Here is a 14,611-nt window from a genome sequence, read left to right as displayed (position 1 = left end):
GGGGCCGGTTCCTGACCGGTCCCGGACGGCATGATGCGCACTCTTATTTTATTCCGGCCGCTCGCGTCCGGACCGGGTGTTGCTGAAAGCCACCAGGTGAGGACCGCGAATACGCTGCAGGGGCACGGGGCCGCAAAAACCGGTGCCCGGATACAACAGACTGCAGTCGACTGGTTACGCCGCCTGAATTTCGGCGCTTTTGTCTCGCATTCGGGTGATGTTTACGGGTTTAGTGTTGTCTGTTCGTCTGCGCGCCCCATATCGGAGGAGCGCCCCTGATGGACGGGGTTGGAGATGGTCGCGGCGATGAATGAAAGCCTCAACGGATGGGCGAAGAGCCACCCGATCGGTGCCTTTGTTGTGCTGATCATCCGGGGCGTGTGCATCATCATCGGACTGTTGCTGATGCTGATCTCGGTTCCCGTCGCCATCCTGACGCCCTTTCCCCTGGTCCCGATCGGGGCCTTCGTGGGCCTCGCCGGACTGATCCTCGTCGCCGGCGCCTCCAAGACCCTGCACGCCAAGATCACCGATCTCCTGCGCAAGGTGCCGTGGCTGTGGAAGCGCGTCCGCTGGGCCTTCGGTGAGAAAGACGCCGACACGGCGGCCGAATAAGCGGATCAATGTCAGTGCCAGTCCAATCTGAAAAATGACTGCGCCGTAGCGGCCAGCCGATCTGGTACGCCGGCCTGCGAGACATGGTGCGACCAGTTTCCGGCGGCGGCCAGGATATCGCCCAGCATCGCCTTCAGGCGCGCCGGCTTGATGTCGGCAAAGCGGCCGAAGCGGATCAGATCGTCCAGTACGAACCCATCTGTCTTGCCGGACAGCGACATCTGGTGCTGCGAGGTCCAGGCGCCGGACGGGTTATAGGCGTGGACCACGTCATAGGCCGGGGCGAGCGACCAGGTCCCGGCCTTGTCCATCAGGAAGGCGATATTCTTCACATGGTCATCCTGGTTGCGGATGACAATGTTGAGCAAGGCGCGCCGGACCATCTCCTCGCGGGCCGGGTGGCCGAGTCCGAGCCGGCGGATGGTCTCGATGGCCTGTTCATAGCTATAGGCGCGCGGCTGGTTGAAATCGAAATGACGCAGGGCGGCGAGCGTCTGCATGTGCAGCTTGGCGCCGGTTGGCGTGCGATCGAAGCGGCGGGTCATGAAATGGGCGCGGCCGCCTTCCTCGTGCAGGCGGCAATCGGCCATGCTGACCCCCGCCTCACGGGCCATGAGGTGGCAGGCATATTCCAGTCGGCCATAGCCGAGCGGATCGGCGATCTCCTTGTCGGCATTCTCGCTGACCCCGTCGAATTTCAGCAGCCAGGGCTCAAAGCCGGCCGACAGGTCGAGCTGGCCCGAGCGGAACTCCCCTGTGGCCGGGTTCCAGGCCAGCACCGCCTTGGCGCGGGCCCCGCCAGCCGAAGTGCCCACCCGCAGGATGTCTTCCAGGGCGAGCTGGTCATCCGTGCCGGTCAGCCGGCCTTTCAGTTCCAGCCGGTCCTTGACGATCCGGTCCGCGAGGTCGACCAGGCCGCTGATGTCCACGGCCCGGTCCGGGCCTTGGCTTGCGGTCCGGGTCGAGGGTTCGAATTCCAGCGCGCCCATGCCGCGACGGCCGGTATAACAGAGCCGTTCGACCGGGTTGAAACTGCTCGGCTCGCGGCCCTGTTCGGCGAGCCAGCGATTGATCAGAAGATTGCCGAACTTGTCCGGCAGGCTGTCGGCGAGAAGGCCCGGCAGGCCCTTGAAGGTGCCGCGCGGCAGGTCGGGGAATTCGAACACGCCGGGACGCAAGGGCATGACGAGCGGGGCGGGCTCGATCCCGGAGCGGGTGAATTCCGGCACGTATTCAAACGCGCCGATATCGCGGCGGTCGTCCCACAGGGCGGCACCGATCCGGCGACCCCACAGGATGACGTCGGCGCGCGTCATGTCGCGTCCTCATCGCCCCATTGCCAAGGGCGGTCTGGCACGGGGGCGCTGTCGCGGACACGTTGGCGGGGCTGTTTGCCGTCGCTGCGCGGATCGAGCGGGCTGAGGGTCGCGTCCGGCACGAGGGCTAGCAGCCGGTCCTCTATATCCAGCGCCCGCAGCACCCGCGCGACCGTATCCAGTGTGCCGTTGCCGCCCGCCTCGAGACGCCGCAGCGTGCGGCTGGATATCCCGGCCCGTTCGGCCAGGTCTTCCTGCTTGATGCGGCGGGCAATGCGATAGCGTTCGATGCGCGCGCCGATCTGGTCCAGCAGGGACTCGATCGGCAGGAGGTCATTTGATTTGTAATCGGCCATAATCGTCCGTTTATCCGACAATCTCGCATTTATCGGACAGATATGTCATGTTAATTGATCTGTCAAATCGGCCGTATGTGTCCTCTTATGTGTATAAAAGCGTATAATCGGCCGTATGTGTCCCTTTAATAAAAATTGCCCAAGAAAAAAGCCCGTGACAAACGCCACGGGCTTTCTCGCATTCGGGTGTCGGGGCCGGCCTAGTTCAGGCGCTCACCCACTGACTTGATGTCGGCATCGACGAGCTTGTTGAGGTCCGTCTTCTTGAGCTGGGTCTTGAGGATGTCCTCGGCCGCCTGGATGGCCAGCTCGGCAGCAGCGGCTTTGACTTCCGCGGCAGCCTGGGCTTCGGCCTGGGCGATGCGCTGCTCGGCCATGGCGGTGCGGCGTTCCAGACGCTCCGTCATTTCCTTGCGGGCTTCCGCCTTCAGCGACTTCGCCTCGACCTTGGCCTGGGCAATGATCGCCTCGGCTTCGACTTCCGCCTCGCGCTGCTTGCGCTGGTAGGAGGCGAGCATCTCGGCGGCGTCCTCACGCAGGCGCTTGGCTTCCTCGAGCTCCGAGGAGATCGCGTCAGCACGGTCGTCCAGCGTCTTGGCCAGCGTCTTGTGAACGCCCATGCGCAGAAGCAGGGCGAAGAAGACGATCAGCGCCAGGAAGGTGTAGAAGGACGGGTCAGCCGGCTGGGCCGCGAGCCAGTCCATCAGGCTTCCGCCTTCGCCGTGTCCGGTTTCTTCAGCGAGGAGGGTGATCATGCTTGCGCTTCCTTCGCCTTGATGCGGGCGTCGACGGACTTGCCGGCATCGCCCTCGGTGACGTCAACACCAACAAGCGCCGAGACAAGGTCAACCGTCGCGGTCGCCGCAATGCCGCGGACTTCGGCAAACGCCTTGTCCTTGGCCTTGCGGATTGCCGCTTCGGCGGCGCCCTGCTTGGCGGACAGCTCGGCTTCAACGCCAGCTGTTTCCTTGGCGATCTCCGCGTCGAGCGCCTGGCGCGTCTTGGCGGCAATGCCATGAGCTTTGGCGCGGGCGTCGGCGAGGGATTTCTCATACGCTTCGCCAGCGGCCTCGGCATCAGCCTTGGCCTGGGCGGCAGCGTCCAGGTCGTCCGCGATACGGTCGCGGCGATCCTCGATCGTCGTCTTGATCTTCGGCAGAATGAAGCGATCCAGCGCGACGTACAAAATCACGAAGGCAATCGCCAGCCAGAAGAGCTGGGACGCAAAATAGGTCGGGTCGAAGGGCGGGAATACGCCGCTCTCGGCATGCTCTGCAGCAGCTTCGGCAGCGTAGTTGGCCACTTCTGAATGCGGTGCGTGCGTCATGGGACGCCGGCTCCTCTAATCAGGTGGAGCGAAGGAGAGCGGCCGCGTCCGGTGACGCGGCCACGATCCAAAATCAGACGACGAACAGCAGGATCAGAGCGACGAGCAGCGAGAAGATGCCCAGCGCTTCGGTCACGGCGAAGCCGAAGATCAGGTTGCCGAACTGCGACTGGGCAGCCGACGGGTTGCGCATGGCACCCTGCAGGAAGGAACCAAAGATGTTGCCAACGCCGATTGCAGCGCCAAGCATGCCGAGGCAAGCGAGGCCAGCGCCGATGTATTTGCCCATGTCTTCCATATCAAAACTCCTTTGAGGGGGCTGTATCAGGTTTTACTCGTTAGGACGCCTGCGGATCAGTGACCCGGGTGCAGGGCGTCGGAAAGGTAGATGCAGGTCAGGATCGCAAACACGTAGGCCTGCAGGAAGGCGACCAGGAACTCGAGCGCCGTCAGGCCCAGCGTCATGGCGAACGGCAGGATGCCGACCACATAGCCCGCCGCGCCCAGACCACCCGCCAGCATCACGATGAAGCCGGCGAAGACTTTCAGCAGGATGTGGCCAGCCAGCATGTTGGCGAACAGACGCACCGAGTGGCTGATCGGACGCGAGACGAAGGAGATGATCTCGATCAGCGTCACGAAAGGCAGGATGAAGACCGGCACACCGGACGGCACGAACAGCCGCAGGAAGCCGAAGCCATTCTTGAACACGCCATAAACAATGACGGTCAGCCAGACCATCATGGCCAGGGCCACGGTGACGATCAGATGGCTTGTAATGGTGAAGGAGTGGGCACCCGGCGCCGGGAAGTAGGGGAACATGCCGAGCATGTTGGCGACCAGGATGAAGATGAAGAGCGTGAACACGAACGGGAAGAAGCGCAGCCCGTCCTGACCGGCGGTCGACCGGACCATGTCGGCGACGAAGCCATAGATGATCTCGGCCACCGACTGGGCGCGGTTCGGGACCAGCGCACGGCTCGACATGGCAACCGTGAACAGGATCACGGTCAGCACCGTCGTCAGCATCATGAAGAAGCTGGAGTTGGTGAATGCCAGATTCAGACCGAAAGCCTCGAACGGGAAGACTTCGTGGATCTCAAACTGTTTGATCGGGTTGGTGTCTGCCACGCCCGGCCTCTTTCATGTCTTGCGGCGCAAGCGCCGTTTGAACCCGTGAAGCAGATCAGGCGTCGTCGCCGTCTTGCCCCGAACTTATCTCTCGCGCGGCCCGCACCACATTCAGGGTGCCCGCCGCAAAACCCAGCAACGTACCGATGATCAGCCCGAAAGGACTGATTCCGGCGAGCGCGTCGAGCACAAAGCCCATCACACCGCCAACCAAGACGCCGCCGAAAAATTCCGAGCCGTAGCGCATTCCCAACGACCAGGCAGAGCCCGAGGTCGTGTCAGCCGAAGGTTCCTGGTGTCTCGCGCGCTTCGCATCAATGCGCAGCTGCAGCTCGTCCAGATCGGCACGGGATTTCTTGCGTGGGCTTTCGTCTTCGCCTGACATTTTGGACCGGTCTGCCTATGGAAGAAGAGCCCCCCACAGGCGCGCGCACACTATCCACGGCCCCCCGCCAAGTCAAGCAAGGGTGCGCCTGTGGTAAGTCCCTGAAAAATAAGTTGGTATGGGCTATTCCGCGGCAATCAGCTGTTCGGCGCCCACAAGGTCGACCGAGACCAGCTGGGAAACGCCGCGTTCGGCCATGGTCACACCATAGAGACGGTCCATGCGCGACATGGTCAGGGCGTTGTGGGTGATGACCAGGAAACGGGTCTCGGTCAGGCGGCGCATTTCCTTGAGCATGCGGCAATAGCGATCGACATTGGCGTCATCGAGCGGCGCATCGACCTCGTCCAGCACGCAGACCGGCGCCGGATTGGACAGGAAGACGGCGAAGATCAGGGCCGAGGCTGTCAGGGCCTGCTCGCCGCCGGACATCAGGGCCATGTTGTCGAGCTTCTTGCCCGGCGGGCAGGCGAAGATTTCCAGCCCGGCTTCCAGCGGGTCGTCATGCTCGGTCAGGCGCAGCTCGGCATGGCCGCCCTCGAACAGCGTCTCGAACAGGGTCTGGAAGTGGTTGTTGACGATGTCGAAGGCTTCCAGAAGCCGCGTCCGGCCCTCGCGGGAGAGTTCGTCGACAGCCTTGCGCAAGCGGGCGATGGCCTCGAGCAGCTCGTCGCGCTCGCGGGTCATCTCCTCCATCTTGGCGGACAATTCCTCGGCCTCGTCATCGGCGCGCAGATTGACGGCGCCCAAGCGTTCGCGTGATTGCCGGGCCTCGTCGAGGCGGCGCTCCAGCTCGGCCGGTGTCAGCTCGGACATCTCGTCCTCGTCAAAGCGCGAGCTCAGCGTGCCCGGTGCCTCACCCGTTGCATCCTGCAGGCGCTCAGTGGTTTCAAGCAGCCGTTCGCGGGCGGCATTGAGGGTCGCCTCGGCAGCCGCCCGGCCCTCGCGAGCCGCCGAGGCCGCAGCCTCGGCCTGGCGGGCCGCGCTATCGGCTTCCTTGACCTGGCCTTCATTGCTGGAAGCCGCCTGCCGGGCTTCCTCGGCGGTTGCCTCGGCTTTCCGCAGCTTGCTGGCAAGCTCGAACAGCTGGTCCTCGATGACTTCCGGCCGGGCGCGGGCCGCATCCAGTCGGGTCTCGGCCTCGCTGCGCTGGGTGGCGATCTCTTCCAGCCGGGCCTCTGCCGACTTGCAGCGCTCGGCCCAGGCGTCATGGTCGCGCTTGAAGCCCATGCGGCGCTGACGGCGCTGCTCGCGCTCGCGCTTGAGGCTTTCCAGGGCTGCCCGGGCATCTGCTGCGGCGCTGCGAGCTGCGTCCGCCGCGTCGCGGGCCATGTCCAGCGCGTCGGTGTCGCCCTCGGCGGTTTCGGCTTCCACCAGAAGCGCCCGCGCCTGGTCAATGGCGGTTCGGTTATCGCTCTGCTCGGCGGCCAGACGATCGAGGCGCTCCTGCAGGGCGGTCGCCCGGGCGGCATCCTTCGCCGCGCTCTCGCGCAGATCGGATATCCGGGCCATGGTTTCGCGCGCCCGGCGTTCGGCCGGGCCGATGACCGCGCGCGCCTCGGCTTCGGCCTCACGGGTCTGGCGGGCCGATTCTCGCGCCGCCGCCTCGGCATCGCGGGCGACGTCATGACCGGCGAGGGTCTCGTCCAGTTCGGCCCGGATCGCGTCGAGGCGGTTTTTCTGTTCCAGCCGGGCGACGGCGGCCGAGGGCGCATCGGCGCGGGCAACGAGCCCGTCCCAGCGCCACAGATCGCCCTCGCGGGTGACCAGACGCTGGCCGGGCTTGAGCTTGGCGGCCGCGTCCACCGCCTTGTCGGCCTTGATCACACCGACCGCGTCGAGCCGGGCTTTCAGCGCCGGCGGCGCCTGGACGTGATCGGACAGCGGCACACAGCCGCCGGGCAGGGTGTCAGCATGACAGGTGGTGAGCGCCCAATGGCGCGCCGCGCCGGCATCCAGCGACGCCTCAAGATCGTCGCCAAGCGCGGCCGCAAGCGCGTGCTCATAGCCGGGGCGCGCGCGGACCGCCTCGATGGCGGGTGACAGGGTCTCGGCCTGGGATCCCGCGAGCAGGCGCTCCAGCGCCTGGGCTTCGCGGGTCAGGGTGTCGCGCTCTGCCGACGCATTACGCCAGGCATCGGCGGCGGTTTCGAGGATCTGGGCTGCTGACTGGCGTGCAGTTTCAGCCGTTTCCAGTGTGGCGCGGGCAGCAATGAGGGCGGTGTCGGCCTCGCTGGCCTCGGTCTCGGCGGTGGCCAGATCGGCAAGTGCGGTCGAGGCGCTGACCCGGTCGAGCTCGGCCCGGGCGCCTTCCATCTCGCGATCAATCTGGGCAAGGCGCGCTTCATGCCGGGCGAGATCGCGACGGGCGGTATCGATGGCGGCGCGCTTGTCGGCAGCCTCGCCGGCCCGCGCATCAAGCTCCTCTTCGGCGGACTGGCGCGCAGTTTCCGCCTCCTGGCAGCGGGCCTCGGCAGCATCCAGCGCGGACTGTTCGCGACCGGTCTCCTCGTCGAGCCGGGCGATCTGAGCTTCGGCATCGGCGCGACTGGTGCGGGCGTCTTCGGCGATATCGGTCTCGCGGCGAGCGGCATTGGCGAGATCGTCGAGACGGCGCTCCAGGCCGTGAATACTGCGCTGAACGTCCTCGGCATCGCGCTGCAGGCGATCGCGTTCGCGCTCGAGCAGGCGCAGCGCCGCGGCCGCTTCGGCCTCGGCCTGGCGGGCCGGTTCGCGGGATGCGGCGAGGATCTCGGCCTTGGTGCGCGCCTCGGCCGCGGCCAGGCTCGCATCCTCGGTCGCCGTGCGCTTCTCGGTGAGCGCAGCCTCGGCAGTCTCCACCGCGCTGGCGGCCTCGCGCCAGCGATTGAGCCAGACGGCGGCTTCCAGGGCGCGGATGGAGGCTGACAGCTTGCGATAGCGCGAGGCCTGGCGCGCCTGGCGCTGCAGCGAGCCGTGACGGGCAGTGATCTCGTCGATCACTTCCTGCAATCGGTCGAGATTGCTCTCGGTCCCCTTCAGCCGCAGTTCGGCTTCGTGACGGCGCGCGCGCAGGCCGGAGACGCCGGCGGCTTCCTCGAGTACGCGGCGACGGTTCTGCGGCTTGGAGGCGATCAGTTCGGAGATCTGGCCCTGGCGGACGAGGGCGGGCGAGTTGGCGCCGGTTCCTGCATCCATGAAGAGAAGCTGGACGTCCTTGGCACGGACTTCCTCACCATTGATCTTGTAGGCCGAGCCGGCGCCACGGGTGATCCGGCGCGTGACATCCAGCACATCGGCATCGTTGAAACGGGCCGGGGCCAGCTTGTCGGCATTGTCGACGGTGAGGACGACCTCGGCAAAATTTCGCGCGGGGCGGACGTCGGTCCCGGCGAAGATCACGTCTTCCATGCCGTCGCCACGCAGCGATTTGGCAGAGGTCGCGCCCATCACCCAGCGCAGGGCTTCAAGCAGATTCGACTTGCCGCAACCGTTGGGTCCGATCACGCCTGTAAGGCCCGGATCAATCCGTAATTCCGTCGGATCGACGAATGATTTGAATCCGGCCAGCCTCAGCTGTGTGAACTTCACCCGGTCTCCCTCGCGGCGCACATGGCCCGCCCGGGGTCATTTCCGGGCCGGCGTCGAAATGCAGTCTGGCATCCAATTGCGGCGCTGGCGTGAAGCCTTGCCTAGTTGGCCGAACCGGACTCGTCGAGGAAGTGAAGAATGATTCGGCGGAAAGAGTCTTCGTCCAAACGTCCGGGCACGGTTTCACCGTCAATCAGGAGCGCCTCGCCACCATGCATGAAGACGGTCGGACCGGCTGCCGCGTGGTCGTGACCGGCCTCGCCATCACCGGGATGACCGATCGACAGGAGGTCGCCGGCGATGATGAAGCTCGGGGTCGAGCTGATGCCGTCTTCCGAGGCCGCAATCGCCAGGGCATTGACCTGTTCATTGGCGGCCGGGTCCTGGAAGCAGGCCAGCAGGCTTTCGGCCGAGCCGCCCGTCGCCTCGGCGATGCGGTTATAGACGGCGAGGACATCGCCGCCATCGCGCGCGGTCTGGAAAATGGTCGCCTGTTCGGCAAACAGCAGATCGACGGCGTCGAAATAGCGCGCATCCGGCACACACTCGCTGAGGATGACCCCGGCCCCGGCAATCTGCGGCGGCGACGTCAGCATCGGACGGATGGAGTAGCGGATCAGCCCGGTGTCCACGAATTCCGACCGGATCATCGGCCAGACGTCCGCCTGGAAGCTGGCGCAATGGGGGCAGGCGAAGGAGGCGTATTCAATGACCAGAAGGTCGGCGTCGGCATTGCCTGTCACCCGGTCGGTCGGGCGCAGATCGGCAGCGCCCTCGGCCAGCTGGGCTTCAGCCATCGCCGGCAGCGCAAAAGCGGCTGCCAGCAGGGACAGGGATGACAGGGTACGCAGAATGGACATGGACAGGTCTACTCTTCGGTGGCTTCGGTTGCGCCGGCATCGGCACCATCGATGGCCGGGGCGGCCGGTGTGCCGGACGCTTCGGCGACCAGGTGGTCAAGGATCAGGCGGAAGGTGTCGGCGTCCGAGCGAGCCGGAACCGGCTCACCATTGATGAGCAGCTGGCGGGTGCCGAGGAAATAGGTGTAGGCGGACTCGCCCGGTGCCCGGCGCGAATCGAGCAGCTCGCCATTGAAGATGAAGCGCGGCGTGCCAGTGATGCCTTCCTCGCCGGCGCGATCATTCGAGTCCAGGATGTCCTGGGTGATGCTCTCGTCGGACAGGCACTGGGTGAAGTCGGCTTCGCTCATGCCCATCGAGCGGGCAATGGCGAGATACTGGCTGCGGGCGCTGCCTTGCGTCTGTGCGGCCTGGAAGATCGCGTTCTGCTGTTGGAACAACAGGCTGACCATGTCGTAATAGCGCTCTTCCGGCACGCAATGGGCGAGCGAGAAGCCGGCGATCGCGAATTGCGCCGAACCGGTGATCATCTCGCGCAGGACAAAGCGGACCTTGCCGGTCTCGATGTACTCGCTCTCCAGCATCGGAAAGACTTCATTGTGGAAGGTCGCGCAATGGCCGCAGGCGACCGAGGCGTATTCGATCATCGTGACCGGGGCGTTGGCGCTACCCAGGCCGCGATCGCCGGAGCGCTCATAGGTCGACTGGCCGCCACCGGGCGCATCGCTGCCGCCACAGGCGGACACGGCCAAGACAGCGGTCAGCGCCGCGGTGGAGAAAAGGCGTCGGGTCAGGCTCATATGGGGTTCCCCTGGCAGACAGTCACGATCCCTGGCGGGCTTTGACCGATTGTTCAAAACGGTTGAGAGCTGATTGTAGACGGGCCTCGGGGGTTTGCTCTACCCCTTCGCTCACTTGTGACGCGGAATTCATCGGGTTCACAAGCGCTTGATCGGCTGTTTCGGATTTCGGGGCCGCTTTGCGGGCCTGTCCCTGCAGGATGCGCAGGCGGGTCGGCGCCCGATCACCGGCAAAGGTCCGGACCCGTTCCAGGATGCGGCCGGACTCGGCTTGCAGGATCGCGCCGGCCGCGCCCTGGGCGCGGACGACCAGCGTATTGATCCCGCCGGCACGCTGGATTGTCTCCGGCTCGCTCCACTTGGCAAGGCGTTCACCGACGATCTCGGTCCAGTGCTCCCGCAATTGCTCGACTCCGACGCCGAAGCGCCGGGCCAGTGGCCGCAGCACCCGTTCCACCGCTCGCGCTGCGGAGGGTTGCGGCCTGGCCGCCGGGCGACCCCGGCGACTGCGGATGAAGTCGCTGGCAGCCTGTTCCAGCATTGACGGAGGCGGTTTGCGGATCATCCTCTGAGTTTCGCTTTGAATCCTGTCCTCTGCAACCGGTCTGCCACAATACCATGACATCCCGTATCGCCCGTCTGCGCCGCGAATTGCTGGCCTGGTATGATCGCGAAGGCCGCAGCCTGCCGTGGCGGATCCGTCCGGAGGCGCGTGAGGCCGGGGCGGTCGCCGATCCCTATGCGATCTGGCTGTCGGAAATCATGCTGCAGCAGACCACCGTGCCGCATGCGACGCCCTACTGGCACCGCTTCCTGGCGCTGTGGCCTCAGGTCGGAGACCTCGCTGCCGCGCCGCGCGAGGACGTGCTGCGCGAGTGGGCCGGGCTGGGTTATTATGCCCGTGCCCGTAATCTCCATGCCTGCGCGATCGAGGTCGCGACCGTGCATGGCGGCCGGTTTCCCGAGACGCTGGACGGCTTGCGGGCTTTGCCGGGCATCGGCGAATACACGGCCAACGCCATCCTCGCCGCCGCCTTCGACAAGCCGGCCAGCGTGGTCGACGGCAATGTCGAGCGCGTGATCACCCGGCTTTACCGCGTCGAGACCGCCATGCCGAAAGCCAAGCCGGAGATCCGCAAGCTTGCCGGCGCCATCGCTGACCCGTCCCGGTCGGGTGATTATGCCCAGGCCATCATGGATCTGGGGGCCACGGTCTGCACGCCGCGCGCGCCGGCGTGCGAAGCCTGTTGCTGGCGCTTTGCCTGCGCGGCGGCGAAGGCCGGGGACATGCTTCGCTTTCCGGTCAAGGCACCGAAGAAAACCAAGCCGGTTCGGCGCGGAACCGCCTGGCTGGTCCGCCGGGACGGTCGGGTCTGGCTGCGCCAGCGCGCCGATAGCGGACTGCTTGGCGGGATGACCGAGGTGCCGTCAACGCCCTGGGTCGAGGCGGACGCCGTGGACGCGGTACCGCCCTTTGCGGGTGCGTGGACCGGCCGTGGTGAAATCCGTCACGTCTTCACCCATTTTGAATTGCGGCTGGAGGTTCGCGAGAGCGAAGCCGGTGCCGGGTGGGAGCCGGAGAGCGGCTATTGGGCCGACGAGGCCGCGCTCGATGCCGAGGCCCTGCCCAGCGTCATGCGCAAGGTACTCGCGGCGCGGCGGCCTCAGACCGGCTGATAGGGCCGCCGCTCGCAGGCCCGCCGCATGGCGTCAAACAGGATCGCCGGCTTGAGCGGTTTGGAGGCAAAGGAATCCATGCCGGCATCGAAGCAGGCGTCTGCCTCCTGCTCGGACGCATTCGCGGTCAGTGCCGCGACCGGGATTTCAGACCAGTCCGCGCCACTCTCGCGCAGCCGACGGGTGGCTTCCAGCCCGTCCATGACCGGCATGCGCACATCCATCAGGACCATGTCGAAAGCCTGTTGGGAGAGGGTGTCGAGAGCAGCCTGACCATTTTCGGCTTCGACAATCGTTACGTTGAGGGGCTTCAGGAAGGCCCGCGCCACTTCGCGATTGATGAAGTTGTCTTCGACCAGGAGGATGCGCCGGTCGCGCAGGCTGGCGTAGACCGGGTCCTTGGCCAGCTCGTCCGGTGACCGGTCGGGCAAACGGACCTGGGCCTCGGCTGTCGCTTGTGCGGCAAGCGTCAGAATAAATTCCGACCCTTTGCCGGGTTCGGAGCTTGCCGTGATGTCCCCACCCATCAGGCGGGCGAGATCGCGGGCAATCGAGAGGCCGAGACCTGTGCCGCCAAACCGGCTCGAGGTCAGGGCGTCGGCCTGGCTGAACGGGGCGAACAGGGTCTGGAGTTTGTCCTCGGCAATCCCGATGCCGGTGTCGGCCACGGCGATTTCCAGCACGCCGGCGCGCGTGGCCTGCGGTTTCCAGCTGGCCCGGACCCGGACGGATCCCGCGGGCGTGAACTTTATCGCGTTGGAGACCAGGTTCGAGACGCATTGTCCAAGCCGCAAGGGGTCGACCAGAAGCTGCGGGGGCAAGGCCGGATCAAGGTCCAGAGACAGGGTCAGCTGCTTGGCCGCGGCGGCGCCCTCAAACAGCGTCTGCATGTTTTCCAGCAAGGCCACCGGTTCGGTGGGCTGGAGCGCCAGCTCCATCTTGCCCGCTTCGATCTTGGACATGTCGAGCAGGTCATTGAGCAGCTGCGTCAGGGTCGTGCCGCTCTCCTCGATCATCCGGGCCTGCTCCTGGTTCCGCCGCGACTTCGAGCTGGTCCGGAGGGCTTGCGCGAGGCCGAGAATGCCGTTGAGCGGTGTCCGGATTTCGTGACTCATATTGGCGAGGAAGACGCTCTTGGCGCGATTGGCGTCCTCCAGCTCCCGCGTTCGCTCCGCGACCCGGGCCTCCAGCTGATCAAAGGTCTGCTCGCTGCTCCGGCGCTGGTCCTCCAGCGTGCGGGCCAGTGTCCCGATCTCGTTGGTATTGTTGAGCACGTCATCGAGCGCCGGATTCTCTCGGGCCGGCTTCGGTCGCGCCGTTCCGAAATGCCGGGTCAGCGCAGCCAGCGGGCGGACGACCCGCCGGAACAGGATGGTGTAGGCGAGGATGGCTTGCAGGACGACACCGAGAACGCCCAGCACGAGGATTATCACCATTCGGGAGGCGACCTCCCGGAGCAGGATGCTGCGATCAACCAGTGAGATGCTCAGCCAGTCTGGCCCCGCCATGCGCGAGAATGCGATGACCCAGCGGCCATCCTCACTGATCAGCGTGCCCGTCGACCGGCTTTCCGGCTCGGCGGCCAAGGTGTCGATGATCCTTGTCAGGTCGTAGCGCGCATAGATGGCGTCGATCAGGCCCTCGGTGACCCGGTCATGGATAAGGTCCGGGTGAGCGATCAGATTGCCGAACTGGTCGATTAGCAGATTCTCGCCGTGCGGCGGCGGATCGGCCATCGCGGCCTCGAAATAGGCGTTCAGCTGAATGGTCGTTCCAAAGGCCCCGACCGGCGCTCCGGCCTGGTCATAGGGCGTGAAGCAGCCGGTGGTCAGGGACTGTCCGTCGCGGACATAGATGAGCTGTGTCAGCTCACCGCAGACGAAGTCACGGGCCGGATTGAGCTCCGGCGTGACCAGTTCGACAAAGTCGGCCGCGTTGAGATCAAAATCAGCGGTCGCGTCCTGGCGATAGAAAGCCAGCCTGTCCTCACGACCAGCAGCCGAGATCACCAATTCATTGTCGAAAGTGAAAAAATAGATGTTGTCGACCAGACCGGTCAGCGACTGTCCGGCGCTGTCGATCACCTGATAGGCGGAGACCAGGCGTCGGCGATCGGCGGCCGACCAGCCGTCCGCCGGATTGAAATAGGCGCCAACACCGAAATGGTGATTGCCCAGGCTGTCGTGATAGCCGTCGAAAAGGTCGTCCCGGCTACGCCGTGTCCCGTCTTCGCGGAGCGGGAAGAGCGCGTTGAACTGGGCCTCGATCTCGGCGTCGGAGAGCGCGTCTATCCGGTTTTCGAAGCGTTCAATGGTGGTTGCATGGGCCCGCTGGACGGTATCGAAAAGCGCGCCGTTCCGCCGCCCGCGCTCGCTGGCATAATCCTCCAGCTGGACCAGTTGCTGGTTCTCGAGGTCGGTCCGGAAGGCCAGCGCGGCGAGGATCACGCCCGAGCCCGACACAACCAGCGAGGTCAGGAGGATGACGGCCAGCATGGTCCAGGCGATCGACGTTCCCGTGTCACGCTCCGCAGCGTGCGATGCCTTGGCCGTGTCTGTACCCACGCGTCGCCGT

Annotated in this window: 14 protein-coding genes; 2 read left to right on the top strand and 12 right to left on the bottom strand. The window is 65.5% G+C overall.

Translation table 11 applies throughout. The annotated features are described in order from the left end of the window. Nucleotides 1–306: 306 nt before the first annotated feature. The gene (locus AAA969_RS11080) at nucleotides 307–615 is read left to right on the top strand and encodes a hypothetical protein (protein ID WP_338246122.1); all 309 of its coding nucleotides are present in this window, start codon (nucleotides 307–309) and stop codon (nucleotides 613–615) included. An 11-nt stretch (nucleotides 616–626) separates the two neighbouring features. Here AAA969_RS11080 and AAA969_RS11075 read toward each other — a convergent pair whose 3' ends face one another. The 11 genes from AAA969_RS11075 to AAA969_RS11025 all read right to left on the bottom strand — a co-directional run bounded on the left by AAA969_RS11075 (nucleotide 627) and on the right by AAA969_RS11025 (nucleotide 10,925). Further along, nucleotides 627–1,931 (bottom strand): type II toxin-antitoxin system HipA family toxin, encoded by a 1,305-nt coding sequence (locus AAA969_RS11075; protein WP_338246121.1) that lies wholly within the window; start codon nucleotides 1,929–1,931, stop codon nucleotides 627–629. Further along, a complete protein-coding gene (locus AAA969_RS11070) occupies nucleotides 1,928–2,287 on the bottom strand; it encodes a helix-turn-helix domain-containing protein (RefSeq protein ID WP_338246120.1) in 360 nt (119 codons plus the stop codon). The genes AAA969_RS11075 and AAA969_RS11070 overlap by 4 nt, the downstream gene beginning before the upstream one ends. Before the next feature lie 200 nt (nucleotides 2,288–2,487). Next, nucleotides 2,488–3,042: a F0F1 ATP synthase subunit B gene (locus AAA969_RS11065; protein ID WP_338246119.1), complete on the bottom strand. Its 555-nt coding sequence runs from the start codon at nucleotides 3,040–3,042 to the stop codon at nucleotides 2,488–2,490. After that, nucleotides 3,039–3,614: a F0F1 ATP synthase subunit B' gene (locus AAA969_RS11060; RefSeq protein ID WP_338246118.1), complete on the bottom strand. Its 576-nt coding sequence runs from the start codon at nucleotides 3,612–3,614 to the stop codon at nucleotides 3,039–3,041. Before AAA969_RS11060 ends, AAA969_RS11065 begins: the two co-directional genes overlap by 4 nt. 73 nt (nucleotides 3,615–3,687) lie before the next feature. Next, a complete protein-coding gene (locus AAA969_RS11055) occupies nucleotides 3,688–3,912 on the bottom strand; it encodes a F0F1 ATP synthase subunit C (protein WP_047159410.1) in 225 nt (74 codons plus the stop codon). A gap of 56 nt (nucleotides 3,913–3,968) precedes the next feature. Next, a complete protein-coding gene (locus AAA969_RS11050; protein WP_338246117.1) occupies nucleotides 3,969–4,745 on the bottom strand; it encodes a F0F1 ATP synthase subunit A in 777 nt (258 codons plus the stop codon). Nucleotides 4,746–4,800: 55 nt separating this feature from the next. Beyond that, nucleotides 4,801–5,130 carry an AtpZ/AtpI family protein gene (locus AAA969_RS11045; protein ID WP_338246116.1) on the bottom strand — a complete coding sequence of 110 codons (330 nt, stop codon included), beginning with the start codon at nucleotides 5,128–5,130 and terminating at the stop codon, nucleotides 4,801–4,803. A 123-nt stretch (nucleotides 5,131–5,253) separates the two neighbouring features. Next, on the bottom strand, nucleotides 5,254–8,700 hold the full coding sequence (gene smc, locus AAA969_RS11040) for a chromosome segregation protein SMC (RefSeq protein ID WP_338246115.1): 3,447 nt from the start codon (nucleotides 8,698–8,700) through the stop codon (nucleotides 5,254–5,256). Nucleotides 8,701–8,801: 101 nt separating this feature from the next. Then, on the bottom strand, nucleotides 8,802–9,560 hold the full coding sequence (locus AAA969_RS11035) for a thioredoxin domain-containing protein (RefSeq protein ID WP_338246114.1): 759 nt from the start codon (nucleotides 9,558–9,560) through the stop codon (nucleotides 8,802–8,804). Between the two features lie 8 nt (nucleotides 9,561–9,568). Next, nucleotides 9,569–10,360 carry a thioredoxin domain-containing protein gene (locus AAA969_RS11030; protein WP_338246113.1) on the bottom strand — a complete coding sequence of 264 codons (792 nt, stop codon included), beginning with the start codon at nucleotides 10,358–10,360 and terminating at the stop codon, nucleotides 9,569–9,571. 22 nt (nucleotides 10,361–10,382) lie between these two features. Next, nucleotides 10,383–10,925, bottom strand: coding sequence for a DUF721 domain-containing protein (locus AAA969_RS11025; protein WP_338246112.1), 543 nt, complete (start codon nucleotides 10,923–10,925; stop codon nucleotides 10,383–10,385). A gap of 53 nt (nucleotides 10,926–10,978) precedes the next feature. Between AAA969_RS11025 and mutY the strand changes: the two genes are divergently transcribed. Further along, on the top strand, nucleotides 10,979–12,037 hold the full coding sequence (gene mutY / locus AAA969_RS11020; protein WP_338246111.1) for an A/G-specific adenine glycosylase: 1,059 nt from the start codon (nucleotides 10,979–10,981) through the stop codon (nucleotides 12,035–12,037). On the opposite strand, the gene AAA969_RS11015 is transcribed toward mutY, so the two are convergent. Further along, nucleotides 12,025–14,601 carry an ATP-binding protein gene (locus tag AAA969_RS11015; protein WP_338246110.1) on the bottom strand — a complete coding sequence of 859 codons (2,577 nt, stop codon included), beginning with the start codon at nucleotides 14,599–14,601 and terminating at the stop codon, nucleotides 12,025–12,027. The two genes, mutY and AAA969_RS11015, sit on opposite strands and share 13 nt — an antisense overlap. Between the last annotated feature and the right edge of the window lie 10 nt (nucleotides 14,602–14,611).

The organism is Maricaulis maris (assembly GCF_036322705.1).
GTDB lineage: Bacteria > Pseudomonadota > Alphaproteobacteria > Caulobacterales > Maricaulaceae > Maricaulis > Maricaulis maris_B.
Note: the sequence above shows the minus strand (reverse complement) of the source record. Positions and strands in the feature narration are given on the sequence as shown.